Source organism: Prosthecobacter sp. (genome assembly GCF_044222565.1).
Classification (GTDB): domain Bacteria; phylum Verrucomicrobiota; class Verrucomicrobiia; order Verrucomicrobiales; family Verrucomicrobiaceae; genus Prosthecobacter.
Genome location: NZ_JBGANA010000007.1, coordinates 36,508 through 62,746 on the forward strand (window position 1 = coordinate 36,508; position 26,239 = coordinate 62,746).

At 62.9% G+C, this 26,239-nt stretch carries 15 protein-coding genes; 12 read left to right on the plus strand and 3 right to left on the minus strand.

Annotated elements, in window-relative coordinates:
* The first annotated feature begins 6 nt into the window (after nt 1-6).
* Nucleotides 7-2,106 (plus strand): DUF1549 and DUF1553 domain-containing protein, encoded by a 2,100-nt coding sequence (locus ACILSR_RS11915; RefSeq protein ID WP_395749998.1) that lies wholly within the window; start codon nt 7-9, stop codon nt 2,104-2,106.
* Nucleotides 2,107-3,000: 894 nt separating this feature from the next.
* On the opposite strand, the gene ACILSR_RS11920 is transcribed toward ACILSR_RS11915, so the two are convergent.
* The gene (locus ACILSR_RS11920; protein WP_395749999.1) at nt 3,001-3,264 is read right to left on the minus strand and encodes a hypothetical protein; all 264 of its coding nucleotides are present in this window, start codon (nt 3,262-3,264) and stop codon (nt 3,001-3,003) included.
* 129 nt (nt 3,265-3,393) lie between these two features.
* On the opposite strand from ACILSR_RS11920, the gene ACILSR_RS11925 reads away from it, so the two are divergent.
* The 4 genes from ACILSR_RS11925 to ACILSR_RS11940 all read left to right on the plus strand — a co-directional run bounded on the left by ACILSR_RS11925 (nt 3,394) and on the right by ACILSR_RS11940 (nt 10,292).
* The gene (locus ACILSR_RS11925) at nt 3,394-4,797 is read left to right on the plus strand and encodes a DUF1501 domain-containing protein (RefSeq protein WP_395750000.1); all 1,404 of its coding nucleotides are present in this window, start codon (nt 3,394-3,396) and stop codon (nt 4,795-4,797) included.
* 151 nt (nt 4,798-4,948) lie between these two features.
* Nucleotides 4,949-5,635, plus strand: a complete 687-nt coding sequence (locus tag ACILSR_RS11930; protein ID WP_395750001.1) for a hypothetical protein — start codon at nt 4,949-4,951, stop codon at nt 5,633-5,635.
* A gap of 23 nt (nt 5,636-5,658) precedes the next feature.
* A complete protein-coding gene (locus ACILSR_RS11935; RefSeq protein WP_395750002.1) occupies nt 5,659-7,182 on the plus strand; it encodes a Y-family DNA polymerase in 1,524 nt (507 codons plus the stop codon).
* Nucleotides 7,183-7,187: 5 nt separating this feature from the next.
* The gene (locus ACILSR_RS11940) at nt 7,188-10,292 is read left to right on the plus strand and encodes a DNA polymerase III subunit alpha (RefSeq protein ID WP_395750003.1); all 3,105 of its coding nucleotides are present in this window, start codon (nt 7,188-7,190) and stop codon (nt 10,290-10,292) included.
* 126 nt (nt 10,293-10,418) lie between these two features.
* On the opposite strand, the gene ACILSR_RS11945 is transcribed toward ACILSR_RS11940, so the two are convergent.
* Nucleotides 10,419-11,006 (minus strand): hypothetical protein, encoded by a 588-nt coding sequence (locus ACILSR_RS11945; protein ID WP_395750004.1) that lies wholly within the window; start codon nt 11,004-11,006, stop codon nt 10,419-10,421.
* A gap of 163 nt (nt 11,007-11,169) precedes the next feature.
* Between ACILSR_RS11945 and ACILSR_RS11950 the strand changes: the two genes are divergently transcribed.
* The 5 genes from ACILSR_RS11950 to ACILSR_RS11970 all read left to right on the plus strand — a co-directional run bounded on the left by ACILSR_RS11950 (nt 11,170) and on the right by ACILSR_RS11970 (nt 16,999).
* Nucleotides 11,170-13,629 (plus strand): ligase-associated DNA damage response DEXH box helicase, encoded by a 2,460-nt coding sequence (locus ACILSR_RS11950; RefSeq protein WP_395750005.1) that lies wholly within the window; start codon nt 11,170-11,172, stop codon nt 13,627-13,629.
* Nucleotides 13,626-14,291 carry a ligase-associated DNA damage response endonuclease PdeM gene (pdeM, locus tag ACILSR_RS11955; protein ID WP_395750006.1) on the plus strand — a complete coding sequence of 222 codons (666 nt, stop codon included), beginning with the start codon at nt 13,626-13,628 and terminating at the stop codon, nt 14,289-14,291. The genes ACILSR_RS11950 and pdeM overlap by 4 nt, the downstream gene beginning before the upstream one ends.
* Nucleotides 14,292-14,432: 141 nt before the next feature.
* Nucleotides 14,433-15,344, plus strand: coding sequence for a DUF4159 domain-containing protein (locus tag ACILSR_RS11960; protein WP_395750007.1), 912 nt, complete (start codon nt 14,433-14,435; stop codon nt 15,342-15,344).
* 247 nt (nt 15,345-15,591) lie between these two features.
* Nucleotides 15,592-16,194, plus strand: coding sequence for an RDD family protein (locus tag ACILSR_RS11965; RefSeq protein WP_395750008.1), 603 nt, complete (start codon nt 15,592-15,594; stop codon nt 16,192-16,194).
* Between the two features lie 232 nt (nt 16,195-16,426).
* Nucleotides 16,427-16,999 carry an RDD family protein gene (locus ACILSR_RS11970; RefSeq protein ID WP_395750009.1) on the plus strand — a complete coding sequence of 191 codons (573 nt, stop codon included), beginning with the start codon at nt 16,427-16,429 and terminating at the stop codon, nt 16,997-16,999.
* Nucleotides 17,000-17,330: 331 nt separating this feature from the next.
* On the opposite strand, the gene typA is transcribed toward ACILSR_RS11970, so the two are convergent.
* Nucleotides 17,331-19,175 carry a translational GTPase TypA gene (typA, locus tag ACILSR_RS11975; RefSeq protein ID WP_395750010.1) on the minus strand — a complete coding sequence of 615 codons (1,845 nt, stop codon included), beginning with the start codon at nt 19,173-19,175 and terminating at the stop codon, nt 17,331-17,333.
* Between the two features lie 493 nt (nt 19,176-19,668).
* Between typA and ACILSR_RS11980 the strand changes: the two genes are divergently transcribed.
* Both ACILSR_RS11980 and ACILSR_RS11985 read left to right on the plus strand, forming a co-directional pair.
* Nucleotides 19,669-24,645: a beta strand repeat-containing protein gene (locus ACILSR_RS11980; RefSeq protein WP_395750011.1), complete on the plus strand. Its 4,977-nt coding sequence runs from the start codon at nt 19,669-19,671 to the stop codon at nt 24,643-24,645.
* A 1,211-nt stretch (nt 24,646-25,856) separates the two neighbouring features.
* Nucleotides 25,857-26,219, plus strand: coding sequence for a helix-turn-helix transcriptional regulator (locus ACILSR_RS11985; protein ID WP_395750012.1), 363 nt, complete (start codon nt 25,857-25,859; stop codon nt 26,217-26,219).
* The last annotated feature ends 20 nt before the right edge of the window (nt 26,220-26,239 follow it).

The window sequence follows — 26,239 nt, forward strand, 5'->3', positions numbered from 1 at the left end:
GGAAGCGTGATTGCGCGCCTCACCGCCTTGCTCAGCCTGCCTGCTTTGCTGCTGGCTGGCAGCCCGCCTGCGGAGCCGCTGTGGTCCCTGAAGCCGTTCGCGCGGCAGCCTCTGCCGCAGGTGCAGCAGCGGGACTGGCCGCGCTCCCGTGTGGACCACTTCATTCTCGCGCGCCTGGAGCAGGCCAGACTTCAACCGAATGCGGATGCGGTTGCGCTGACCCTGCTGCGCCGGGTTTACTTTGATCTCATCGGCCTGCCACCGCCGCTGGAGGTGGTGGAGTCGTTTGAGATGTCCCAGCTTCCCGCCGTGGTGGACGGGCTGCTCGCCTCTCCCGAATTTGGCGCACGCTGGGGCCGGCACTGGCTGGACGTGGCACGATATGCCGAGACCAGCGGCAACACGCGCAACATGGCCTACGTGCTGGCCTGGCGCTACCGCAACTACGTGGTGCGCGCCTTCAACCGCGACACGCCGTTTGATGAATTCATCCGCGAACAGATCGCCGGAGATCTGCTGCCGCCGGCGCAGGATGCTGTGCGGCGCGATGACCAGCTGCTCGCCACCGGCTTCCTCAACATCGGTGTGAAGTCCCTCGGCGAATCTGATCTCATGCTCTACGACATGAACGTCGCGGACGATCAGATCGACGCCACCTGCCACGCCTTCCTCGCGCTCAGCGCCAACTGCGCGCGCTGCCACGACCACAAGTTTGATCCCATCCCCACCGCCGACTACCACGCGCTCGCCGGCATCTTCCGCAGCACGCAGAACCTCTCCGGCGTGGAGACCAACAACGTCAAAAAAGAAGCCGATGCCATGCCGCTTGGTCGCGATGGCGTGAAACTCTTGCAGGCGGTGAAGCAGCATGAAAAGGACGTGGCCGACATGCAGAAGGACTACGCGGAAGTGGCGAAGAAGCGCAACACCATGCGCGAGGAGCTGGTGAAAGCCGGGATCAATCCCGCCGCGAAACCACCTGCGCAGATGCCGCCCGCGATGGCGGAGAAGATGACCACCCTGAGCGTGCTGGAAAAAGACGTGAGCGAGTGGCAGAAGAAGCTGGCGGAAAAGCAGAAGAACGCTCCCGCGCCGCCGCCGCTGGGCATGTCCGTGCGCGAGGCGGAGACGCCCATCGACTGCCCCGTTTTTGACAAAGGAGAGGTCAAAAAACCGCTCGCTCCCGTGAAGCGCGGCGTGCTTTCCGCCATTCCGGTGAAGCTGGCGCCCATCGGCCCGAAAGAGAGCGGCCGCAGGCAGCTCGCCGACTGGCTGGCGAGTCCGGAAAATCCGCTGACAGCGCGCGTCATTGTAAACCGCGTGTGGCTGCATCTCTTTGGCCGCGGGCTGGTGGACTCTCCCGATGATTTTGGCCGCATGGGCAGCAAACCCAGCCATCCCGAATTGCTGGATGATCTCGCCGCGCGCTTTGTGCGCGAAGGCTGGTCCATCAAGACGCTGATCCGCGAGCTGGTGCTGTCACGCACGTATCAGCTCAGCTCCAGCACCCGCTCCGACCTCGCGCTGGCCCAGGACCCCTCCAACCTCCTGCTCTGGCGCGCGAACCGCAAGCGCCTCGAAGCCGAGCCCCTGCGCGATGCCATTCTGACGCTCGGTGGCACGCTCAATCTCACCCCGCGCGAAGGCTCGCCCGTCGCTGACAAAGCGCAGGCCATTACTCCTCAGGGCCGCGAAGTGGGCCGCAAACATTTCCTCAACGACCTGAAGGATGACACCACGCACCGCAGCATCTACCTGCCGATCGTGCGTGGCGCGCAGATGCCCATGATGCAGTGCTTCAATGCCGCCGACCCCGGCCTCGTCATCGGCGGCCGCTCCGCCAGCATCACCCCCGTGCAGTCCCTGCTGCTCATGAACAGCGATCAAGTCATGCGCCAGGCCGAAAGTTTTGCGCAACGTCTCAGCGGGCAGAGTGCGGAAGAGAAGATCGCCAATGCGTGGAAAATGGCCTGCTGCCGTGCCCCGACGACGGAGGAGCGGGAGATGATGAAAGGGTTTCTGGTGAGTGCGGGGGATACGCCGAATGGATGGGCGCAGCTCTGTCATGCACTGATGCAGAGCGGGGAGTTTCAGACGGTTTATTAAAGGCACATCGTTGCAAGATCGAGGGCTGCACCAAGCCAGTCATCCAGCACAAGTCGGAATGAAGAAGGCAGAAAATGGCGGCCATCATAGGTTGACGGACTTTGCGGCATTGTGTCTTATCAAGTGGTTTGGTGCCGCTCGCGTACTCCCATGACCAAAGAATGCTTTAAACTTGAACCGCCAGGTGGCTGGTCGTCGTTTACGCGTAGTACGGAGTTGCTGGCGCTCGTTAGAGAGCACCTTGGCGACATCTGGGACTTTTACGGCTTTACTTCAGACTCTTGCATGTGGTCCTCCGGCACCTCGCCATACAGCGAGCTGTGCCTTTGCTTTGCCAGTTGTTTGTCACAGGACATTGTTGATCTCGTCATTGGCCTCAGCCACGACGAGTCAGAGCATTTTCAGCAGCTCTCGGCTTTGCTCCATCGGCTCGTCACAGACTTCGGGCTTCGTGAAGACCTTCCGCCCAGCCCCGTACCCCATACGCTATGAACACGAAGCTGTGAAATCTGTTCCCGTGAAGTGAGAGTGTCAGCCAATGGCCATATTGAAAAGGTTTTTGCCGTCTTGCAGGTGGATGGCAAAGATGTTGTCCAGTGATTCGAGGAAACGCAGCAGTCACTTCTGAAACCGTGCGGTCAGCTTGTCAAAGCTGATCACATCCAGCCTGTTTCTCATATCAAAGCCTCCCGATTCATCCGACAATTTCTCGACTCCAATTTGCCTGCCACCCTCGTATTATTGCACCAGGGGCCTGCCCTGAGTTGCCACAAGAAATGCGAACGCAATGGTGACCAGCACTGCCCACACAATGAACCGCGTGGTTGTGAAGGGTTGGGGCGTCATGACTGGAGGGCTTTGATGCAGTTGCTCGCAGGGACTGACGCGGGGCGATCAGTAATGTCCGTTTCGGATGGCATCGTAAATGGCGCATAGAAACGCTGCTGCCAGTCCAATATAGCCAGACCACATGTACCAAACAATGACCGCTGGCCTGGACACAATCACAATCCGGGTCTGCGACACGGAGAATTCCGTGCGCTTTTCAAGCTCTGAGGATGGTACAACCTCTTGAGTGGTGAAAACACGGTATGCGCCAAATGAAACCAAGGAATGCATCACTGCTAGCGTCACAAGGGCGATGTAGAACTGTTTCATAATGTCTGAAGCAACGTAACCGCTCGATGAGATGAAATTCCGCAGGGGGCGTCAACACTATTATGGGCCGTCGTTTCGCCTCCGTTTCCTTGCGACAAGATTCACGCTTCAGCAGCGTTTGTAGTTGGAATGCGCCCGCCCCTTTCCCGCCGCCAGCTGCTCAGCGCTTCGAGCGCGGGGTTTGGCATGCTGGCTCTGCGGGGACTGTTCGGCACTCACGCTCAGGCCGCTTCGGCGAATGCGCTGCTGCCGACGCGAACGCATTTCCCCGCGCGGGCGAAGCGGGTGATCTTCCTTTTCATGCAGGGCGGTCCTTCTCAGGTGGACACCTTTGATTTCAAACCGGCGCTGACAAAGCAGCACGAGGTGCCGACCGCCAAGGACAGTCCGACGAGGTATTACCAGTCTCCCTGGGAGTTCAGGCCGCGCGGTCAGAGCGGCATGCTGATCTCGGATCTGCTGCCAAACATCGCGCGGCATGCGGATGATCTGTGCGTGATCAATTCCATGCACACGGACCACAATGCGCATCCGCAGGCCATCCTGCAGATGAACACGGGCAGCTTTGCCTTCACGCGGCCCAGCGTGGGTTCATGGTGCGTGTATGGCCTCGGCACGGAAAATCAAAATCTGCCGGGCTTTGTGACGATCAATCCGTCCTTCTCCGGCGGCGGTCCGCTCAAGCATGGCTGCGCGTTTCTGCCGGCGGTGTGCGGTGGCACGGCCATCGGCCAGGACAGCGGCAATGGCGCGAGTCCCGAATTTCCCGCGACACCGCTGAAGGACATCCAGCTTCCCTTCATGAAGAATGCGCGGCTGGATGCAGCGGCACAGCGGCGGCAGCTCGATCTGGTGCAGTCGCTGAACCGGCAAAAGCTGGCGCAGGACGGCAGCAACGAAGCGCTGGAAGGCCTGATCACCTCCGCCGAACTCGCCTTCAACATGCAGCGCGAGATGCCGGACGTGATGAACCTGAACAAGGAAAGCAAGGCCACGCAGGAGATGTATGGCATCGGCGATGGCAAGGTGACGGATCAGATCGGCCGTGCGTGCCTGATGGCGCGGCGTTTTGCCGAGGCAGGTGTGCGCTTCATCCAGGTAAACCACGAGTTCTGGGATGACCACAGCGACATCTTCAAAGGCCACCCGCAGCATGCGCGCGAAACGGACCAGCCCGTCGCCGCTCTGCTCACCGATTTGAAACAACGCGGCCTGCTCGAGGACACGCTCGTTCTCTGGGGCGGAGAGTTTGGCCGACCGCCGATGCTCAACAAAAACAACGGCCGCGACCACGACCACCTCGGCTTCACCATGTGGATGGCAGGCGGCGGAGCCAGGCCCGGCATCCGCTATGGCAGCACGGATGAGACCGGCTTCAAAGCGGAGCAGGACAAGGTGCATCTGCATGACCTGCACGCCACCATGCTGCATCTCCTTGGCATCGACCACGAACGCCTCACCTACCGCTACGCCGGCCGCGACTTCCGCCTGACCGATGTGTTTGGCGAGGTGAAGCAGGGGCTGCTGGCGTGAGAGGGGTCTCCACGCTGCAGAGAGGGCCGCTGAGGAATGCGGTCTGCATGTTTTCATGAGCCGCTGAAAGTGAAATTTCACATGCCCCTCATGCCGAAACTCCCCCGCTTTTAATTTGCCAATCTTCATTCATACTGTTCTTTAGAACAGTATGAATCCACCCCTCAATCTGCTTCACATCCGTGAGCTTCTGCGCACCAAGTTTCCCTTGGCACAGGCGGCTTTGCAGGAGGCGGAGGCGGTTCCTACGGGGGTGGACTGCCTGGACCAGCTGCAACTGCAGCCGGGGCGCCTGCATGAGATTGTGTGCGGCAGCCGGGGAGCCGGGGCTGGCCTGCTTTTGTCTGCCCTGCTGGATGCCTGGGGCAGGGGAATGCGGACGCCGGTAGCGCTGGTGGACGGGGCGGATGTGTTCAGCCCGCAGGAGGTGGCGGCGGAGACACGGGAGCGTCTGCTCTGGCTGAGGTGCCGGAGCGTGGAGCAGGCGGTCAAAGGGGCGGACTTGCTCCTGCGTGATGGCAACATCTCCCGGGTGCTGATGGACGTGGGTCTGTGCCCGGTCGGCAGCGTGCGCAAAGTGCCCGCCCAGGCCTGGCACCGGCTGCGGCTGCTGGCGGAGAAAAGCGGCAGCCTGTGCTGCATCTTCACCGCCTTTCAGACGGTGCCCTGCGCACGTTCACGTCTGCTGATGCAGCTGCCCCATGGCCTGGACGCGATGGACCGGCCGCGTCCAGAATTGCTCGCGCGACTGCGCGGCGGTGTCGTGCGCCGCTCGGCCGGTGTGGAATCTGAAATGGAGGCCGCCCGTGCTGCCCTGAACCTCGCGGAGGCGGCTTGACCCCCGGCATTCACCCCACCTGCATGAAGGCGCGGTCCCAGACATTTTACGCGGCCATCTGGCTGCCACGTTTTGCGCTTCAGGCCGCCCTGCGAAATCATCAGCGTTCAGGCTGTCCCAGCGCCAAGGCTGCGCTGGCGGTGCTGGATGGAGAGGAGGACCTCACGGCCGCGCAGGAGGCCGGGACGGGCCGCATCCTGCACGCCAACAGCGTGGCGGAAAAGCAGGGCGTCTTCGCGGGCATGACGGCGCCCCAGGCCATGGCGCGCTGCATGAAGCTCACGCTGCTGCGCCGTGTGGCCGCGGTGGAGGAGCAGCTGCAGCAGGAGCTGCTGCAGTGCGCGGACCACTGGACGCCGCATTATGAGTCCACGGCACCGGGCCTTTGCGTGCTGGATGTTTCCGCGATCCGCAATGTCTGGCAAAACCGGCTTTCCTGCTGCGAAGGCATCCATGCGGAGCTCACCGCGCGGAAGCTGGAGGTGACGGTGGGTTTTGCCGAAGATCCCGACCATGCCAGCCTCGCGGCGCATGCGGCAGACAAAATTTTGATTCTCGACGGCGGCAGGAATGAAGCCTCTCTGAACAAGCTCCCCGTGAGGGTGCTGCAGCCCTCCGCCGCAGTGCTGGAGGTGCTGCAGCTCTGGGGTGTGCACACGCTCGCCCAGCTGGCTGCGCTGCCACGCGCGGGAGTGGCTGAGCGCCTGGGTGCGGAGGGGCTGCATGTGTGGCAGCTGGCCAGAGGCGGCGCCGGCAGGCTGCTGCAGCGCGTGCGCACGGTGACCCTGTTCTGTGAAACCCTGGAGCTGGAGCATGGCGTGGAATCTCTGGAGCCGCTGCTGGGCCTGCTGCAGCGCATGCTGCAGGGGCTCTGCGCGCGGCTGGCGGAGCACTGGCTGGTGGTGGCCGCGGAAAATCTGGTGCTGAAATTTGAAGACGGCAGCGTGCATGAGCGGCTGCTGCGCGTGGCCGAGCCCACCCGCGATGAAGAACTGCTGCTGCGGGTGCTGCGTGCCCATCTGGACGGACTGCGCGCGCCCAGCGCCGTGCGGGTGGTGACGCTGGACCTCAAGCCCACGCGCCAGGCCATGCGGCAGAATCTTTTGTTTGAGCGCGGCCTGCGCGATCCGCAGCGCTTTGCCGAGACACTGACGCAGCTTGAGGCGCTCTTTGGCATCGGCCGTGTGGGCAAGCCCCGCCTGCTGCCGACCCGCAGGCCGGATGCCTTTTCGATGGCGGCGTTTCTGGAGCCACTGCCCGCTGCGACGCCGGGCGGTGAAGGCCCCGCTTACGGACTGCCCTTCAGCTGCTTCCGCCCGCCACGGCTGGTGAGCGTGCGTTTGCAGCAGCACCGGCCCGTGGCCATGACCACGGCAGAGGCCACGCTAGACATCACCCAGGCAAACGGCCCCTGCCTGCTCTCCGGAGACTGGTGGGACCGCCAGGCATGGAGCCGTGAAGTGTGGGTGGTGGAGGTGAGCGATGGCTCTCTATACCGGCTCGCCTGCGAAGGGCGGCAGTGGATGCTCGATGGTGTTTTCGGCTGACGCTCATGGCTTTTGTGGAACTCCATGCGCGCAGCGCTTTCAGCTTTCTCCGGGCCTCCAGCTCTCCGGAGGATCTGCTGGATCACGCGGCGGCGCAGGGGATGGCGCAGATTGCCATCACGGATCGCGATGGCGTTTATGGCTCGGCACGCGCGCATCACCGCGCCGGTGAGCATGGTCTGCGCAGCATCGTCGGTGCGGAGATCACGCTGGAAGATCAGACCGTGCTGCCTGTGCTGGTGCGCAGCCGGGAGGGCTATCAAAACCTCTGCCGCATGCTCACGCTGGCCAAACTGCGCGCGGCCAAAAACGCGAGCCGTGTCACCTGGGCGGAGCTGGAGCAGCATGCGGCGGGGCTCATGGCCCTGACGGGAGATGAAGAGGGCCCGGTGGTGAAAGTCCTCTCCCATGGCGACCGCCCCGCCGCGCTGGAGGTCATGGGAAATCTCGTGCGCATCTTCGGCACGGCGGATCTTGGAGTTGAGATCCAGCGCCATCACCTTGCCGAGGACAGACGCCGTGTGGCGGATCTGGTGGAGCTGGCGGAGCGCTTTAAGCTGCCGCTCATTGCCTCCAATGGTCCCTGCTATGCCGCGCGTGAAGGGCGCCTGCTGCTGGACGCCTTCACCGCGCTGCGCCACCACACCACGCTGGATGAGGCGGGCCTGCTGCTCTGCCCGAATTCGCAGCGGCACCTCAAGCGTGAGCACCAAATGCGCGAGCTGTTTGCCGATCTCCCCGCGGCGGTGGAAAACACCGCGCGCATGGCCGGGCGCATCGACTTCACGCTGGAAAATCTGGGCTACCAGTTTCCCACCCATGCGGTGCCTGCAGGGCATGACATGGCTTCATTTCTCCGCGAGCTGGCCTTTCAAGGCGCGCGCGAACGCTACCAAAGGATGGACTCCGCCATCAGGGACAAGCTGGAGCACGAGCTGCGCATCATCACCGCGCTCGGGTTCAGCGGCTACTTCCTCGTCGTGTGGGACATCGTGCGCTGGTGCAAGGAGCAGGGGATTCTGGTGCAGGGCCGCGGCAGCGCCGCCAACAGCGTGGTGTGCTACTCGCTGGGGATCACCAACGCGGACCCCATCAAGCACAAGCTGCTCTTTGAGCGCTTCCTCAGCGAAGGCCGCGAGACCTGGCCGGACATCGATCTGGACCTGCCGAGCGGCCACCAGCGGGAGAGCGTGATCCAGGAGATGTACCAGCGCTTCGCCCCGCATGGCGCGGCGATGACGGCGAATGTCATCACCTACCGCGGCCGCAGCGCCATGCGTGAGATGGGCAAGGTGCTGGGCCTGCCGCCGGATGTGCTGAGCCGCTTCTCCAGCCTGTTTGCCAATGGCGACTTTCAGCACACACTCGGCATGAACGAGCATGTGCAAAGGGCCGGACTGCCCACGGATCATCCGCGCGTGGAGGCCCTGCTGAAGCTGCATGCCGCCGTGCGCGGGCTGCCACGGCACCTCGGCCAGCACAGCGGCGGCATGGTGCTGTGCAGCCAGGGGCTCAACTCCATCGTCCCGCTGGAGCCTGCGTCCATGCCGGGGCGTGTCGTCGTGCAGTGGGACAAGGACGACTGCGCGGACCTGGGCATCATCAAGGTGGATCTTCTCGGCCTGGGCATGATGGCGGCGCTGGAGGAGACCATCGCCACCTGCCATGCGCGTGGAGAGTCGCGCGCCGTGGAGCTGCACCGCCTCCCGCATGATGACCCCGCCACCTATGACATGATCTGCCTGGCGGACACCATCGGCGTGTTTCAGATCGAGAGCCGTGCGCAGATGGCCACGCTGCCCCGGCTGCAGCCGCGCTGCTTTTATGACCTCGTGGTTGAAGTCGCCATCATCCGTCCCGGACCGATCGTGGGAAAGATGGTGCATCCTTATCTGAACCGGCATGCGGGCCGGGAGAAGGTGGACTACATCGCGGACTGCTTTGAGCCCGTGCTGGCGCGCACGCTGGGCATACCCCTGTTTCAGGAGCAGGTGCTGCAGATGGCCATGCTGATCGCCGGCTTCAGCGGCAGCGAGGCGGAGGAATTGAGACGCGCCCTGAGCTTCCACCGCTCTCCGGAGCGGATGGAGAAAGTCATGGCAAAGCTGCGCGTGGCCATGGCGCAGCGGGACGTGCCGGCGGCCACCCAGGACCGCGTGGTGAAATCCATCCAGTCCTTCGCCGTGTATGGATTTCCCGAATCTCACGCCATCAGCTTCGCGCTGCTCGTGTATGCCAGCGCCTGGCTGCGCACGCACCGGCTGGCGGAGTTCACCGCCGCACTGCTGAACAATCAGCCCATGGGGTTTTATTCCTCCGCTACGGTGGTCCGCGATGCGAAGCTCCACGGCCTGCGGGTGCTGCCCGTGTGCGTGTGCCGCTCAGATCTCGACTGCCGTGTGGACGATGACAGCACCATCCGCCTCGGCTTCAGGCAGCTCCGCCACTTCAGTGCAGCTTCGAGAGAGCTGCTGATCTCGGCACGGCAGCCCGGGCCATGGCTGAGCATGGAGGATTTTCTGCTGCGCTGCCCGCTGCCGCGTGCGGAGCTGCGCGTGCTGGCCAGGGCAGGGGCCCTCAATGAACTGGCCCATGACCGCCGCACCGCGCTGTGGGAGGTGGAGCAAAAGCGTGAGCACAATCTCTTCTCCCTGGCCGGGGCCGTCTCTTCAGCAGCTGCCTCTCCTTTGCTGGCCATGACGCCGCAGGAGAGGCTGGATTCCGACTACGCCGCCACGTCCGTCACCGTGGGTCCGCACCCCATGGGGCTCATGCGCACGAAGCTGCCGGAGCTGACCCGCGCGCGAGATCTGCCCGCAGGCAGGCATGGCGCCAGGGTGGAGATCGGCGGCATGGTCATCTGCCGCCAGCGTCCGGGCACCGCCAATGGGCATGTCTTCATCAGCCTGGAGGATGAAACCGGCATCGCCAATGCCTTCGTGCCCTCGACTCTGTTTGAGGCGCAAAGACTCATCATCACCGAAGAGCCCTTCCTTCGCATCAAAGGCCGGCTGCAGATCGCGGACGGTGTCACCACGGTGCTTGCCCTGCGCATCGAGCGTCTCGCCACAGCCGCGCAAAACGGCGTGCCGTCCCATGATTTCCACTGATGCCCTGCATGCATGACCTGTATGCAGTTCAGCCATGTCCCAGCCTCAGAGCTCCCCACGCCTCTCCACGGCGGCCTTCAAGGTGCCCAGCGCCCAGCTCGAACTCTTTGCATGAGCGGCGGCGCTTCACTCCTCCACAATCTTCTGCAGCAGGTTGAATGCGGCCACCTGCCTGCCTTTCTCCAGCGCCTGCATGGCCTTTTTCACCTGGCGTTTCAGCGCGGCGATTTCGGCGGAGGCGGGCTTGGACGCGATGGCATCTTCCTTCTTCTCCTTCGGCTCCTTTTCCTCCGGTTCAGGCGGCGCGCTTTCATGGAATGCCTCAGCGAGTTTGAGGGCTTCCTTGGAGGGTTTCTTTTCGTGCTGCGGGGGCTTTTTATGTCTGGCCCGCTTCGCGGCTTTGGCGGCTTTGGGTTTGCGGGTGTTTTGAATCTCGGCTCCGCTCAGCAGTTCATACTTGATGCCTACGACGGCCTTGCCTTCGAAGGATTTCACCGACTTGGGAAACACAAGGTACTGCCTGCCTGCGCCCACATGAAATCCGGCCTCACCCCAGTCCTTCTTCGTTCCCACCACGGCCTGCATCACGGTCATGATGCGATTCGCCTTCACCGCGGACTGGAGAGCCGGGTCCTTTTTGGGATCCGTGAGCAGCAGATGGATTTCCGGACGGCCGCATTTCGCCACCACCTGGGAGAATCGTGCTGTTTTCATGACAGCATGGAAATCGCAGCATTCCGCGCCAAGGTTCTGCGCAACTTCATGCGTCCGTTTTCCACCATCTGGCGAACCCCATGCGCCGCCCGCGCCTCCTCCGCCCCATGCGTTCCTGTTCCATGATGAAACCCCGCCTCATGCCTCTGAAGGAGAGCGCCGCATGAAATCTCTGTGGCCGGCATGGTTTAAAAAGCAGCGGTGGAAACCGTTTCCCTTCCAGCAGGAGGCCTGGGATGCCTTTCTGGCTGGGGAGAGCGGGCTGGTGCATGCGCCGACGGGGCTGGGAAAAACCTATGCGGTCTGGGGCGGCCCGGTGCTGGAATGGCTGGCGCAAAATCCTGAGAAGGCGGCCTGGCCCAAAAAGACGGAGCCGCTGCGCGTGCTGTGGCTCACGCCGCTGCGGGCGCTGGCCAATGACACCGTGGAGTCCCTGCGCGCTCCGCTGAAGGATCTGGGGCTGCCGTGGTCCGTGGAGCTGCGCACGGGAGACACCAGTGCTGCGGCGCGGCAGAGGCAGCGCCAGCGCTTTCCCACCGCGCTGGTGACCACGCCGGAAAGCCTCTCCCTGCTGCTCACGCATGCGGACACGCGGGAAAAGTTTGCCGACCTGCGCTGTGTGATCGTGGATGAATGGCACGAGATGCTCGGCACCAAGCGCGGTGTGCAGACGGAGCTCTGCCTGGCGCGGCTGCGGCAGTGGGCGCCGGGCCTGCGCATCTGGGGCCTGTCCGCGACTCTGGGAAATCTCGGCCAGGCGCTGCATGTGCTGCTGGGCAGCGCGGCGCATGCGGGCAAGGCGAGGATGATCTCCGCGCAGGTGAACAAGAAGTTTGAGATCAAGTCCCTGCTGCCGCGCAGCATGGAGAGCTTTCCGTGGAGCGGTCATGCAGGGCTGCGCATGCTGCCGGATGTGATCCGCCGTCTTGAAAAATCCCGCACCACGCTGCTCTTTGTAAACACGCGCTCGCAGGTGGAGATCTGGTATCAGGCGCTGTGTGCCGCACGGCCGGACTGGGACGGGGACATCGAGCTTCATCATGGCTCGGTGGACCGCAAGAAACGTGAGGAGGTGGAGGAGCGGCTGCGCGCTGGCGCGGTGAAATGCGTGGTCTGCACCGGCAGTCTGGATCTCGGCGTGGACTTCTCGCCGGTGGAGCAGGTCATCCAGGTGGGTGCGCCCAAAGGTGTGGCGCGCATGCTGCAGCGTGCGGGACGCAGCGGCCACCAGCCGGGAGCCGTCAGCCGCATCTACTGCGTGCCCGCGCATGCGCTGGAGCTGGTGGAATTTGCCGCGGTACGTGATGCCATCACGCGTGGAGAAATGGAGGCACGCGAGCCTGTGGACCGGCCGCTCGATCTTCTGGTGCAGCATCTCGTCACGCTCGCGCTCGGCGGCGGATTTCACGAGGCGCAGGCGCTGGCGGAGATCCGCTCCACGCATGCCTTCCGCGATTTGAGCGATGAGGAGTGGCAGTGGATCATCGATTTCGTGACGCGGGGCGGCAAGAGCCTGAAGGCCTATCCGCAGTTCCGCCGCGTGCGGCAGGAGGGCGATTTCTTCACGGTGGATCAGCCGGACATCGCGCGTTTTCACCGCATGTCCATCGGCACCATCACCAGCGATGCCATGATGTCCGTGCGGCTCATGCGCGGAAGCCATCTCGGCAGCATCGAGGAGTCCTTCATCGCGCGGCTCAAGGCGGGGGACGGCTTTTCCTTTGCGGGGCACCAGCTTGAGTTTGTGCGCGTGCATGACATGACCGCCTTCGTTCGGAAAAGCCGCAAGACCTCGCGTCTGGTGCCGCAATGGATGGGCGGCAAGATGCCCCTCTCCACGCAGCTCGCCCGTGCGGTGCGGCTGAAGCTCGCGGAGGCGAAGCGCGAGGTGTTTGACTCGCCGGAAATGAAAGCCGCTGCGCCGGTGCTCAAGATTCAAGCGTCCTGGTCGCTCATTCCTGAGCCGGACGAGCTGCTCATCGAGTGGACGCGCACGCGTGAGGGCTTGCTGTATTTCATCTACCCCTTTGCCGGGCGGCTCGCGCATGAGGGGCTGGCCGTGCTGACGGCGCACCGCATCGGCAAGGCCTCTCCGCGTTCCTTTGCGCTGACCATGAACGACTATGGCTTTGCGCTCGCGACACCCACTCCGCTGGACCTCGATGAACAGGCCTGGCGCGAGATGCTTTCTCCAGACATGCTGGTGGAGGACATCCTCGACTGCCTGAACTCCACCGAGCTGGCGAAGCGGCAGTTTCGCGAAATCGCGCGCATCGCGGGGCTGGTCTTCCAGGGGTATCCCGGGAGTTCAAAATCGACGCGTCAGGTGCAGGCTTCGAGCGGATTGTTTTATGACATGTTCTCCCGCTATGAGCCGGACAACCGCCTGCTGGATCAGGCGCGGCGGGAGGTCATCGAGCGGCAGCTTGAGGTGCGGCGGCTGCGCGAGACCCTCAGCCAGGCGCAGGGCATGAAGATCATCCTGCGGGAGACGCAGCGCCTCACGCCGCTGTCCTTTCCGCTTTGGGCCATGTGGGTGCAGGCGCAGGTGAGCACGGAAAAATGGGCGGACCGCGTGCGCCGCATGAGCGAGCAACTGGAGGCTGAAGCACTGCGAACATGAGGGCCGATGTGACTTTGGAATGGGGCGGCGAAACTCTCACGCTGCTGCATGAGCGCGCGCTGTGGTGGGCGGGCGGCAAGACTCTGTTCATTGCCGATCCGCATTTCGGCAAAGCGGCGACTTTTCGCTTCTCAGGCATCCCCGTGCCGGATACTTCGCATGAGGACGATCTTGAGCGGCTGTCCCACATTCTGACGATGACGGCAGCGCCGCGGCTGGTCATCCTGGGAGATTTTCTTCATGCCAAAGCGGGCAGAAACGAGGAGATGTTTCAGGCTCTGACCGCGTGGCGGGAACGGCATGCGGAAATCGAGATCGTGCTGGTGGAGGGAAATCACGATCGCCATGCCGGTGCGCCGCCGGAGGAACTGCGGATCACCTGTGTGAAAGGGCCGTGGCGGCTGGGCGCGTTTCACTGCCGGCACGAGCCGCAGGAAGATGCGGAGGCGCAGGTCCTCGCCGGGCACCTCCATCCGGCCTTCCGGCTGTCTGACCGCATGGGCACCTCTCTGCGTGCGCCCTGCTTCCACTTTTCCCCACGGGTGTGCATTCTGCCTGCCTTCGGCTCCTTCACCGGCACGCATTGCATGTCCAGCACAGAAAAGGATCGCGTGTTTCTGGTGGGGCCAGGCTCGGTGATGGAGGTCCCGTCCCGAGGATAAAACGCTGGCAAGGGTCATCAAAACGAAACGCAACCAGACGCGAGGCGCTGGGTTGATGGAGACGCGCCCGACCGGGACCCTCCGCTGGAACCTCAAAGAAGCGTGCAGGAGGCACGGAACGAGCTACGTTACCTCCCACGCATGCACACACCGCGAGCCGCCACCGTCCTTGTTTTAGCCGTCGCCCTCATCGGCTGCGTCGTCTGGGCCGCCGAGCAGGAGAAGGAAAGCGGCAAGCCCACGAGCTTCGGCGTCAAGGACGGCTCGGTACCGGAGGATCCGCGCGATTACCGGCGCGGTGGCTATGGCAATGAGTACCCCACCTGGCCGGTCAGCAAGGAGCTGCCGAACGACACCTTCACCTTTGCCCGCATCCGCTACAATTCCTCCTCGGGGCGCGGGGGGCGTGGCGGCTGGGGCCGCAGCAATCGCAAATGGTCCACCGATTACCCGGATTCGGACATGAACATGAGCTACCGCCTGCAGCAGCTTACCTCCCTGCAGGTGAATCCGAACGGCGCCATCGTGGACATCGATCCCGAGCAGTTCCGTCATTACCCCTTTCTCTACATGATCGAGGTGGGAGACATCGACATCACCGATACCGAAGCCAAGACCATGCGCGACTACATGCTCAATGGCGGCTTCATCATGGTGGACGATTTCTGGGGCACGCGCGAGTGGGAGAATTTTGAAGTCGCGCTGAAGCAGATCTGGCCGGACCGCAAGATGGAGGAGATCCCGCTGGAGCACGAGATCTTCCACATGGTCTTCCCTATCAAAGTGAAGCCGCAGATCCCTCACATCCGCTTTGCCGAATACGTCATCAACCAGGGCATCACCTATGAGTTCGACAAGCCCGGCTCCGAACACGTGCACTACCGCGGCTACTTCGACGACAAACGCCGCCTCATGATGGTCATCTGCTGGAACACCGACACCGGCGAAGGCTGGGAGCAGGAAGGCACGGACCCGTGGTATTTCAGGGAGTTCTCCGAGAAGTATGCGTACCCGCTTGGGATCAACATCATCTTCTATGCGCTGACGCATTGAAGAAAGTACTCGCGAGCTTTAGCTCGCAGTCCGGGCCGGGGCGCTGCGCAGCGAGAAAAGTAGTCTAGAGCTTCAGCTCGTTCCGGGCACATGGCGCGGCGCACTCGCCACAGCGGCAACGAAATTCCCTTCATCTCTCGAAGGCACGGAACAAAGCGCAGGCGCTGTCCAGAACGAGCTAAAGCTCTGGACTACTTTTCTGGCAGCCCTCAGTATGCATCGTCCGTAGAAGCGCCCTGTGTCCAAAATGAACCCGCCGGAAATTAATCCCTATGCGGCACCGCGATCTGCCGTGAGCGTGGGTGAACCGGTGAAGCCAGCGGATGCGCGGCGTGCGGGGCTGGGAAAACGGTTTCTCAATTGGGCGATCGATCGTGCGGGGGTGATTGCCACCTTCATGTTGATTATGAAGGCACTCAGCTATTTGGCGCAGGCGATGAACTGGCAGAGCGGCATGTCCATTCCCGAAGACATGGGGGCCATCTTTCTCTCCATAGTGGGTTTTTATATGGTGGGCGCCTTTGTTTATTACACCTGCTTCGAGGCGCTGCCCGGGCGCACTGTTGGGCAGTGGATCACCGGGACGAAAGCGGTCATGGTTTCTGGCGCACCGTTGACGTTTCGCCGTGTCCTGCTGCGCAGTCTCTGCCGTCTGATGCCGCTGGATGCGCTGTCGTTTTTCACCACCACCAAGGACAGCGGCTGGCACGACCGCTGGGCGGGCACGCGCGTGGTGGATCTGCGGGCGGCACCGGAAGTGAGGCCGCGGCCCATGCCAACGCGGCAGCCTGCCATTTTCAAACCCGGTGAAAAGCGGGAAGGCGAAGAGCTGCGCGTTGGGAAAAAGTAGTCCAGAGCTTCAGCTCGTTCCGGGCACGCAGCGCTGCGCACTCGCCACAGAGGCAACGAAATTCCCCTTCATCTCTCGAAGGCACGGAACAAAGCGCAGGCGCTGCCCTGAACGAGCTAAAGCTCTAAACTACTTTCCGGAGTCCGAAACAGCAGGCGAAAGGCATGTCGAAGTACCTAGGTGGGCGAATTATTTTCTAGGCGCTCCCCGATAGACATGCCATATTTTCCCGATGAACCCGAATGAAATCAATCCCTATGCGGCACCGCAGTCCAACGTGGGGGCTGCTTTGCCCGTCGATATACATGACCAGCCGAGCGCGGGCGGCGGCAAACGCTTCCTCAATTTTATCATCGACCGCGTTGCGATCATCGGACTGTTTTTCGTGTTCGCCGTGATTGTCGGGTTGCTGGAAGGCATGGGCGTCATCCATGGCTTTGTGGACAACCTCGAAGATATCAGCACGCTGGAAGACATCGCCTACACGGCCGTCGCGAGCATTGTGTACTACACGTTCTTTGAAGGGCTTTTTGGCCGCTCGCTTGGCAAGCTGATCACCGGGACAAAGGTGGTCACGGTGTCGGGAGAGCCGCTGACCTTCGGCAATGCGTTGATGCGCAGCCTGAGCCGCATCGTACCGTTTGAGCCGTTTTCGTTTCTGGGCAGCGGCGTGGACACTGGCTGGCATGACAGCTGGACCAGCACCCGCGTCGTGGACCTGCGCGCCGCGCCGGTGCCCAAACCACGCCCCATGGCTCCCGGCCAGATGCCACGGATGTACGTGCCGCCGCAGCCGCCGCGGTAACTGAAAGCTGTGAGCGCGGATGGCGCACATTTGGAGTGCGGTCGCGCAGATGCAAGGCGCAGGCCTGCATCGGAGCTACCGCTTTCGAGCGGTTCGTGGCTCACGGAAACTCAAGGGGCTTTCGTGCACCCTGAGAGGTGTTGTGCTTGTTGGGGATGTGCCGCATGCAATCCGTCCGGCCTGCGAAAAGCGGTAGCTGCGGTCGTTCCTCCCTTCGCGACCGCACTCCATATCCCGCTGCGAACGCGCCGCCATCCAAACAGCAAAAAGGCCAAGGCTCGATGCCTTGACCTTCTTGACAATTCTTGACGCCTTGACCGCAGCTCCTGCCTTACGCCGCCGCGCCTTCGAGCTGGGCTTCGGTCTTCTTCTTCTCACGCTGGCGCTGGCTGCTGTCCAGCGTGCGCTTGCGGAGGCGGATGCTCTTGGGAGTGCACTCGGCGAGTTCATCGGGGGCGATGTACTCGATGGCGCGCTCCAGGCTGAAGCGGATTGGCGGGGTGAGCTGGATGCCCTTGTCGTTGCCAGCAGCACGGAAGTTGGTGAGCTGCTTGCTGCGCGTGGGGTTCACGGGGAGGTCGTCGGCGCGTGGGTTTTCGCCGATGATCATTCCATCATAGACCTGCTCGCCTGCGCCGATGAAGAGCTTGCCGCGCACCTGGATGGTGTCCAGCGCGTAGCTGGTGGCTTCGCCTGCTTCGGTGCTCACGAGAGTGCCAGTGCTGCGGGTCTGCATGGGTCCGGCGTGCGGGGCGTATTCGCGGAAGAGATGGCTGTGAATGCCGTGACCGCTGGTCAGGTTCATGAGGTCAAACTCAAAGCCGATGAGGCCGCGGGTGGGCACATAAGCCTGCAGGCTGGTGCGGCCGTTGTGGGCGCTCATGTCTTCGATCTTGCCTTTACGCTCGGAGATGGATTTCATCACGCCGCCGAGGTAGTCGTCCGGCACGTCCACGTAGAGGGTTTCAAACGGCTCCACGAGTTCGTCATTGACGCGCTTCATGATGACCATGGGGCGGGAGACGAGCACTTCGAAGCCTTCACGGCGCATCTGCTCCACGAGCACTGCAATCTGCATGGCGCCACGGGCGCTGACGTCGAAGATACCGGCGGTGTCGGTGTCCTTCACGCTGATGGTCACGTTCATCTTCTGCTCGCGGTCCAGGCGGTCGCGGATCTTGCGGGAGGTCACGTGGTCGCCTTCGCGTCCGGCCAGCGGGCCGTCATTCACGGCGAACTGCATGACGATGGTAGGAGGATCGATGGCCACGAAGGGCAGGGCAGGGGCGTCTGCGGCGCCGGCGACGGTCTGGCCGATGTCCACGTCTTCAAAGCCGGAGATGCCGACGATGTCGCCAGCGGTGCCTTCCACGGAGTCGCTGGTGGTGAGAGTCGTGTATTGGAAAACCTTGGTCACCTTGACCGGAGTTGCCTTTTCTTCGGGCGTTTTGCCGAGGAGGAAGACCTTGTCTCCCAGCTTCACGCTGCCGCGGGTCACCTTGCCGATGGCCACACGGCCGACGAAGTTGTCCCAGTCGATGTTGGAGACGAGCATTTCGAAGCTGCCTTCCACTTCCGCTTTCGGGGCCGGGATGTGCTCGACGATCTTGCCGAGGAGGAAGGTCATGTCATGCTGTTCGCCCGTGGGGGAATCGGTGACCCAGCCTGCGCGTGCGCTGCCGTACACAAAGGCGGCGTTGAACTGCTCTTCGGTGGCATCCAGTTCAAGGAAGAGCTCCAGCACCTTGTCATGCACCTTCTGCGGCTCGATGTGCGGGCGGTCCATCTTGTTGATGAGCACGATGGGCTTGATGCCCTGCTCCAGCGCCTTCTTCAAAACAAAGCGTGTCTGCGCCTGCGGGCCTTCATACGCGTCCACCACCAGCATCACGCCGTCCACCATCTTCATCACGCGCTCCACTTCACCGCCGAAGTCGGCATGGCCGGGAGTATCGACGATGTTGATGATGTGGTCGTTCCAGTGAACGGAGGTGTTCTTGGCCTTGATGGTGATGCCCTTCTCGCGTTCGAGGTCCATGGAGTCCATGGCGCGCTCGGCGATGGCCTGGTTTTCGCGGAAATTGCCACTGGAGCGCAGGAGGCCGTCAACGAGCGTGGTTTTGCCGTGGTCGACGTGGGCGATGATGGCGATGTTGCGAATTTTGTCTGGGGTCATGGGCGGGGGGCGGGCGTTTTTTGGGGAAGGGGGCCGCGAGGGTAGCAGCGTCTGGGCCATAGGCAACCGATTCGCTGTGCTGGTTTTGGCGGTTTTGAAAGATTTGGGGAATGGCGCGGAGCCCTGTGAGGGCGGCAGGCGCTCAAGGAGGCACCCTCCAAAAATCAGAAATCGACCGTTCAGCAGCCGCTGATCGCGCATGGCCGGCACGGTCTCGGGGCGGTGGAATGATGATGGGAAATTCCTCCATTTTTGAATTTAGAGGTTCCAAACATCCCGGGTAGGCAGGGCTTCTATGATGCCAGTTTACACGATGTTTTGTGACGTTTTTGCGAGGTGAAAATCATGCAACGATATAGTCACCATGCATCCATGGATGGCGGGTTTGAGAAGGGCTATCGGCAGGCCCCCCCCCCTCCTTTAAAAAATGCCCCATCTTTGTCTGCAAGCGGCCGCGCGCCGCCGGACGGCCCTGAGCCGTTTTCGCGCCTCCATGCCCTCGTTCTGCGTGAATTCCTTCCGCAGCCTGTATTTCGTCCTGTCGCTGGCCGTTCTGGTCCTGGTCCTTGTGTCTCATGCCGAGGCCCAGTCCCAGACCAGCACCTGGAACACCACTGCCGGAAGCTGGAGCACCGCAGGAAACTGGTCTCCTGCGGCGGCGCCGGTCAGCAGCAGCGGGACTGCGCTCCTCTTTAAAGGCAGCACGACGTTCACCACCACGAATGACATCGGGACCTTGGTGCTGAACCAGCTCTCGTTTGCCAATACGGCGGGCACCATCACCCTCGCGGGCTCGCCCACCACCAATGCGCTGGACTTCACCAATGCCACCGGAGACCGCGCGATGCTCTCCGCCATCACGCTCTCTGCAGCGGGCAGCGCCACGATCTCCGCACCGACCATCTGGGATGGCGAAACGACCGTGACGAACTCCGGTGCGGGCACGCTGACCCTCAGCGGCACCACGCAGGCCTACACGAACGGCACCAAGCAGACCTTCCTCAACAGCGGCACCGGCACGCTGACCCTGAGCGACGGCCTCACCTATTCAAACAGCGGCAGCAACACCGGACTCGTGCTGAATTTGATCAACAACTCCACGACGGGAAAATTTCTCAACATCGGAGATCTCGGCGGCCTTTCCAATACGACCATCAACGTCAGCGGCACGGGCACGGTGCGCTTCAGCGGCTCGGCGGGGGACTTGTTTGGAAACTCGACCATCCTCAATGTGCTGAGCGGTGGCACCTTTGACTTCAACAGCAATGGGGAAACCTTTGGCGCACTCTCCGGCGGCGGAAACGTCCTGATGTCCGGGACCGGCGCCTCCAATGTGGGCCTCTCCATGTCGCTGGCGGGCTACTATGTGTTTTCAGGCAAGCTCTCCGGCACCGATCCCAATGCAGGGTTCACGCTGGCGGGCACCACGCAGACGCTGGTGCTCTCCGGCTCCGCCAGCGACTACGCCGGAGCCACCGTCGTGAATGCGGGCAGGCTCATCGTGGCCGCCAGCGCTCCAAGCGGCGCCGCCGGGGCTCTGGGAATCGCCACTTCTGATGTGCTGGTAGGAAATACCAGTGGCAGCAGCCTCGCCGCGCTGCTGCTGAACACGGACGGGACCAATGTGGGCAGAAACGTGCGCCTGCAGTCTGGCAACGCCGGCGTGATCACCCTGGGCGGGCTGAACTCCTCCGGCACGGTGACCTACAGCGGCAATGTAACGCTCGGCACTGACAGCGGCGCGGCGAAGGGCGTGATTATCACCTCCGCCAGCGGCGGCACCGTGGAGTTTACCGGCAGCATCCTGCGCGCGGCCTCCGCCACGGGCAGCACGGACACGGTGACGATCATCGGCGGCGGCACGGTGGCCTTTCGCGGTGCAAACACCTACACGGGAGCGACCACCGTCAGCGGCGGCACTTTGCTGCTGGATGACAGTACGAACAACGGCGCCAAACTCAGCGCCACGGCGGCGCTCACGCTCAATGGCGGCTCGCTCACATTCACGGGTAATGGAAGCGCATTCTCCACGGAGACGGTGGCCGGCCTCACGCTGGGAAACAGCGCGGGCGTTCTCGGCGGCGGCGCGCGCATCACCGTGACGAACGGCACGGACCAAATCGCGACGCTGATGCTCAATGCCATCACGCGAAACACCGGAGCGACGGCGAATTTCAATCCGGTGAGCAGCGGCAGCGGTGTGGCCAGCATCACCACCACCACGGTCAACAACACCAGCGTCAGCAGCGGCAATGACGCCATGAACATCCTCGGCGCGTATGCCACCTACAAGCTCAACGACTGGGCGGTGAACGATGGCAGCGGCAATGTCGTCGCGCTCACGGCGGGCAGCTATGGCACCGCCCTCGGCAGCGGTTTGCACACCAGCCTGAGCGGCACCACCACCACCGTCACCAGCAGCGGCGTCACCACCGCCACCACCAATACCCTGCGCCTCACCGGCACCTCCGCCGTGGCCTTCAATGCAGGCACGGACACGCTCACCCTGGAGAGCGGCGGCCTGCTGGTGGCTTCCACCGCAGGTGCCACCAGCATCGGCACCACGAGCAAGCGCGGCGTCATCGCCACCTCCACGGGAGAGCTCATCGTGCATCAGCAGAGCAGCGCCACGCTCACGATCAATGCCGTGATCAGCGGCACCACGCTCACGAAGTCCGGCGATGGCGCGCTGGTGCTGTCCGCCACGAACACCTTCACTGGCGCCACCATCATCAATGGCGGCTCCGTTTCCGTCTCGGCCACCGGGAATCTGGGAGTGGCGGCTGCGGGCGTCACGCTCGATGGCGGCACGCTCACCATAACCGGAACCAGCGGCATCGGCACCGTCAGCGCGACGAATCATCCCCTCACCATCGGCGCGGGCGGCGGCACCTTCAATTTCGCCACCATGCAGACCGTCCAGGGCGCGGGCATCACGGGCACCGGCACGCTGACGCTGACGGGCGTGGGCGGCATCACCGTGGGCACCAGCGCCAGCAGCTTCAGCGGCGATATCGTGATCAACAACGGCGTGGTGCGCATGAACAGCCAGCAGTTCACCAGCGTGCCCAGCATCACCGTGAACAATGGCGGCACCTATGAGGTGAATGACGACGCCACGGGCACCTTTGGCGCGATTTCCACCAACGGCCGCATCTTGATCAATGGCAACGGCTTCGGCGGCAACGGCGCCATCCGCATCACCGATCAGACCACGGGTTCAGCGTTTGCAGATCCGAAGACGACCATCGTTAATGAAGTGGTGCTGCAGACGACCTCGCGCATCCAGGTGGACCCCACTGCCGCCACGGCTGGCAGCACGGCGCAGCTCACCATCACCGGCAATGTCACGGGTGCGGGCGGCCTGGACAAAACCGGCAGCGGCACGCTCATCCTCACCGCGCGTGACAACTCCTACGCTGGCAGCACGCTCATCGAGAACGGCACGCTGCGCATCGATCTGGGAAATGACCGCCTGCCCACCGGCACCAGCGTCACGCTCGGCACCGGCGCCACCTCCGGCGTGCTGCAGCTCAACGGCTTTGCGCAGAGCATAACAGGGCTCGCCACCGCTGGCACGGGCACGGCCAATGCCGTCATCGGCGGCAGCGCCACCTCCACCAGCCTGCTGGATGTGACGGTCGCCTCCGGCTCGCAGACTTTCAGCGGCACGCTCGGCGCTGGTGCTGCGGGCGCGGCCAATACGCATGCGAACAACAACGTGGGCTTCATCAAAGATGGCGCTGGCACGCTGACACTCTCCGCAGCCAACACGTATGACGGCGCGACGACGGTCAATCAAGGCACGCTGGCGCTGGGCAGTGCCACGGCTCTCGGCAGTGGCGGCGCGTCTCTCGCCACCAGCGCAGCGGGCACCACGGTGAGTGCGGGAGCCACGCTGGACCTCAATGGACAAAGCGGCGTGCAGGAGGTCATCACGCTGAACGGCACCGGCGTGTCCGGCGCAGGCGCGCTGGTGAACAACAACATCAGCACCGCCGCCAGCATCGGCAGCGGGGTCTCTTCACTGAGCTTTTCAGGCGTCAGCACCACCGGCTGGTCCGCAGGTGCTGCCGTCATGATCGACTCCTCATTAGACGGCAATGCCACGGCGACCGCTCAGCTCGGCCTCGGTGCCGGCAGCCTTTCGCTCACCAGCGGTGGCGCGGGCTATGGCCTGGCCCCGGTGGTCACGGTGAATGGCGGCACGGGCTCCGTGGTCATCGCCTCGGTGGGGGTGACCAGCGCCTCTTATGTCGTCACATCAAATACCACGACCTACAGCGCCGCGCCCGCCGTGACGCTTTCCAATGGAGCGACCGGCGTGGCCAATCTGGACGCCAATGGCAAGGTCGTCAGCATCACGGTGACGAGTCCCGGCAGCGGCTTTACCGGCACCCCCAGCGCCTCCTTCAGCGGCGGCACGGTCCTGGTGTCCGGCACCGCGCCCACAGTGGCGGGAAACAACGCCAGCTACACCGTGGTGGGGCTCACGATTGTGAATCCGGGCACCCATTTTACCTCCGTGCCCACGGTGACCATCAGCGGCAGTTCCAGCACCTCCGCCACGGCGGTGGTCAATGACGGCGCGTTTGTGCTGAACGGGGTCACCCTGGACAGCAGCGGCGGCGGCTATGCCACGACCCCGGGCATGAGCTTCAGCGGCGGCACAGCCACTGCGACGGCCAATCTCACCACGGTGAATCTCGCCACCGACTCCAGCGTCGGCGGCAGCGGAGATCTCGCCATCAATGCCGTCGTCACCGGTCCCGGTGCCCTGACCAAAGTGGGCGCGGGCACCACGACTCTCACAGCGGCCAATACTTACTCTGGAAACACCACCGTCAGCGCAGGCACATTGCAGGTGGGCGCAAACGGCGCAGGCCAGACCGGCAGCGGCAGCGTGACGGTGAACGGAGCCACGGCAGTGCTCGCGGGCACCGGAACGGTCGCAGGAGCCACCTCCGTCATCCAAGGCACAATCAAGCCCGGCGACAGCGCAGGCGCAGGCACCGGCACTCTCAATACGCAGAGCCTCACCTTTGTCCCCGTGGCCAGCACCACCGTGGCCGAGCTGCAGATCACCGGCTCCACAGCCGGGGCCAGCCTTGCTGCGGACCAGATCAACATCACCGGGGATCTCACGCTCAACAGCTTCAGCAATCTCCTCGTCAACGGCAGCGGCTACACCGCCGCCGTCGGAGACAGCTTCAAAATTCTCGACTGGAGCGGCCTGCTGACCACCAACGGCTTCAGCACCGGCACCAACCTCCGCACCGGCGCCAACTCCGCCGGCAACGAAGGCAATCTCGACCTCCCCGACATCACCGGCATCGGCGTGTGGGACATCCTCAACTTCACCGGCAGCGGCGACCTCACGCTGACCGTCGTTGCCGTGCCCGAGCCTGCGAAGGGCGTGCTGATGCTGTGTGGTACGATGATGCTGGTGCTGCGGAGAAGGCGGAAGTGAGGGGCCGCATCGGCGTCCTCTTTTTCCACTTCCATCTCAGCCCATGTTTGAAATCCACCTGCATGACCGCTGCGCATGCCGTCCGTGGAGCGCGGGCCTCCGAGCCCGCAGCAGGTGGCAAACACCTGCAAGCCTCAGTATAACTCCCGGCAGGAGGCAAGCACGAGCACGTCGAGCAGCGGCAGACAGCAGCATGCGGCTGAGACATTGAAGGAAGCTGCGGTGCTGCAGCGTGCAGCGGAATGCTGCGGGCTCGGAGGCCCCGCGCTCCAAAAGCGCTTCAGCCCGCCTCTTCTCTTTCAATAGATGCACGTGCCCACACGGGAGTGTGCGGAACGTGATACAGGCTGCCAGCCTGTGGCTCGGGAGTTTCAGAGTGGTATGAAATGTGTCTTCATGACATGAAGTCGAGAGTAACCGCTCACCCATCAGCCCGGTCCAACCTGAAACTTCATCCCCCCCACGCCGAGCCACGTGCATGCCTTGGAGGAGAGGGATCATCTTGAATCCTTTGTATCGCCAGCGCTGTGAAGCCAGACTCTGAAACCACTAATTGGACACTAATAAAACACTCATAATGAGCCAAAAAGACTCCCCTCAGACTCTGATATTAGTGTTCCATTAGTGTGCGATTAGTGGTTCAACTATCCGGCACCTCCGGCAGGAGAGGGATCATCCTGATCCCTCAAAGCTCCGCGATCACCCAGCGTCCCCTTAAACCAAGAACAGTTAAAAATGGGTCTGATCTGGAATCTCTGTGCTCATCGTGCCTCTGTGGTGGAGGCATGGTTGAGTTAAAAGACCTCTTTTCAACCGCTGATGGGACGCTGATCAGACGCTGATAAAGACATTTCAGAAATTCTGAATGAGCGTCATGTCAGCGTCTTATCAGCGGTTAAAAACCTGGTCTTCATCTCTCAAGCGCTAACGGCACCAACCAACCCAGCGCCGTATTGTAGTACCGCCTTTAGCCGGAATGAGGGGCATGAGGTGCAAGCGCCACATTTTTCGCCCCGCCCACGCCCCGCTTCACTTTATCAGCCAGGGCTTCCCCAGCCTTCGCCCAAAAGACGACCCCCAAACCACATCCTACCACGCCATACCCATCCCTGCTTCTCCTCGCGTTTCCTTTCTCCCCGGCTCAGTCTTTTTCCATTTTCTGCAACTTTCGCTTTGACTCCTGAAAAACGGGCCCAATTAAAAACATCGGCATGAACAACTCATCACCGATACCCAGCACCGCTTCCAGCCTTCAGGCCAGGAAGATCACCCGCAAAGAACTCGCCGCCTACTGCGGCTTTTCCGTGCGCACCATTGACGAGCTGACACGCTCCGGCGTGCTGCCCTACTTCAAGATCGGAGGCGGCGTGCGCTACGACCTCGCCGAGGTGGAGGCCACGCTGCGCGGGCGCTTCCACGTGCAGGCCCGCATCCCCGCACCAGGGGAAAAGCAGTGGCCGCAAAAGCAGGGCGGCAATACCGGCAGCCACGGCGCAGGCGCAGGCGGCACCCCTCCCTCAGGACCCGACGCGACAACGGCCAATGCCACCACCAGCACCGCCACCTCCGCCTAAAAGGAAACGAAATACCAGAA

Coding starts and splice junctions, on each gene's coding strand:
- ACILSR_RS11920 (WP_395749999.1), bottom strand. CDS start 3,264: ATGAAACAGTTCTACATCGCCCTTGTGACGCTAGCAGTGATGCATTCC.
- ACILSR_RS11925 (WP_395750000.1), top strand. CDS start 3,394: ATGCGCCCGCCCCTTTCCCGCCGCCAGCTGCTCAGCGCTTCGAGCGCG.
- ACILSR_RS11930 (WP_395750001.1), top strand. CDS start 4,949: ATGAATCCACCCCTCAATCTGCTTCACATCCGTGAGCTTCTGCGCACC.
- ACILSR_RS11935 (WP_395750002.1), top strand. CDS start 5,659: ATGAAGGCGCGGTCCCAGACATTTTACGCGGCCATCTGGCTGCCACGT.
- ACILSR_RS11940 (WP_395750003.1), top strand. CDS start 7,188: ATGGCTTTTGTGGAACTCCATGCGCGCAGCGCTTTCAGCTTTCTCCGG.
- ACILSR_RS11945 (WP_395750004.1), bottom strand. CDS start 11,006: ATGAAAACAGCACGATTCTCCCAGGTGGTGGCGAAATGCGGCCGTCCG.
- ACILSR_RS11950 (WP_395750005.1), top strand. CDS start 11,170: ATGAAATCTCTGTGGCCGGCATGGTTTAAAAAGCAGCGGTGGAAACCG.
- pdeM (WP_395750006.1), top strand. CDS start 13,626: ATGAGGGCCGATGTGACTTTGGAATGGGGCGGCGAAACTCTCACGCTG.
- ACILSR_RS11960 (WP_395750007.1), top strand. CDS start 14,433: ATGCACACACCGCGAGCCGCCACCGTCCTTGTTTTAGCCGTCGCCCTC.
- ACILSR_RS11965 (WP_395750008.1), top strand. CDS start 15,592: ATGAACCCGCCGGAAATTAATCCCTATGCGGCACCGCGATCTGCCGTG.
- ACILSR_RS11970 (WP_395750009.1), top strand. CDS start 16,427: ATGAACCCGAATGAAATCAATCCCTATGCGGCACCGCAGTCCAACGTG.
- typA (WP_395750010.1), bottom strand. CDS start 19,175: ATGACCCCAGACAAAATTCGCAACATCGCCATCATCGCCCACGTCGAC.
- ACILSR_RS11980 (WP_395750011.1), top strand. CDS start 19,669: ATGCCCTCGTTCTGCGTGAATTCCTTCCGCAGCCTGTATTTCGTCCTG.
- ACILSR_RS11985 (WP_395750012.1), top strand. CDS start 25,857: ATGAACAACTCATCACCGATACCCAGCACCGCTTCCAGCCTTCAGGCC.